The organism is Stenotrophomonas sp. GbtcB23 (assembly GCF_019091045.1).
Classification (GTDB): domain Bacteria; phylum Pseudomonadota; class Gammaproteobacteria; order Xanthomonadales; family Xanthomonadaceae; genus Stenotrophomonas; species Stenotrophomonas rhizophila_A.
This window is the reverse complement of sequence record NZ_JAGXKC010000177.1, coordinates 1-531: the sequence shown is the minus strand read 5'-3', so window position 1 is coordinate 531 and position 531 is coordinate 1. Positions and strand designations below refer to the sequence as shown.

Sequence of the window (531 nt, the reverse complement as noted above, 5' to 3'; positions counted from 1 at the left end):
GAGCGCGCTAGGACCCCGCCGAAGCCCGTCCTTCTCTGCCCTGCCCCTCTCAGGTTCCTGTGGGGCGTACTCGGCAAAACCACCGCGCCGAAGCGTGCCCTACAAATAGGGCTCGATTCGCAGAGCTGGGCGCGTTCCGGTTAGATCCGCATATAAAAAATGGTGTGCCCTAAGCGACAGACCGGCAAGTTTTCTCGCTTCTTCGCGCTGGCTGTTATCGGCAAGCCGTTCAATTAGGCGACGCAACATGCAATGGGCATGCTTACGACCTTTTTCGATCGGTCGATGCCACTCCTCATAAACCGAATCAGAAGGGGACTTGGCCTCGAAGAGGTAGAACCTGTCTTTCAAACCGAGCTTAAAATCACCGAACTTCTTATCAGCATTGCCCGACAAGCTAATGAACATGCCAATATCGCTTTTGCTGATACGTCCGGTTGCCCATTGCCAATCCCGCAAGGCAATCACCACGGAACTTTCGGCCAACCTTGCCATAACTTAACCCCTTTTCGTCTACTTGAAGGGACGCAG

The 531-nt window shown here is 54.0% G+C and carries 1 protein-coding gene; it reads right to left on the bottom strand.

Features of this window, described 5'->3' with window-relative positions:
- Positions 1-99: 99 nt before the first annotated feature.
- On the bottom strand, positions 100-495 hold the full coding sequence (locus KVS69_RS18685) for a hypothetical protein (RefSeq protein WP_217539474.1): 396 nt from the start codon (positions 493-495) through the stop codon (positions 100-102).
- Positions 496-531 lie beyond the last annotated feature (36 nt).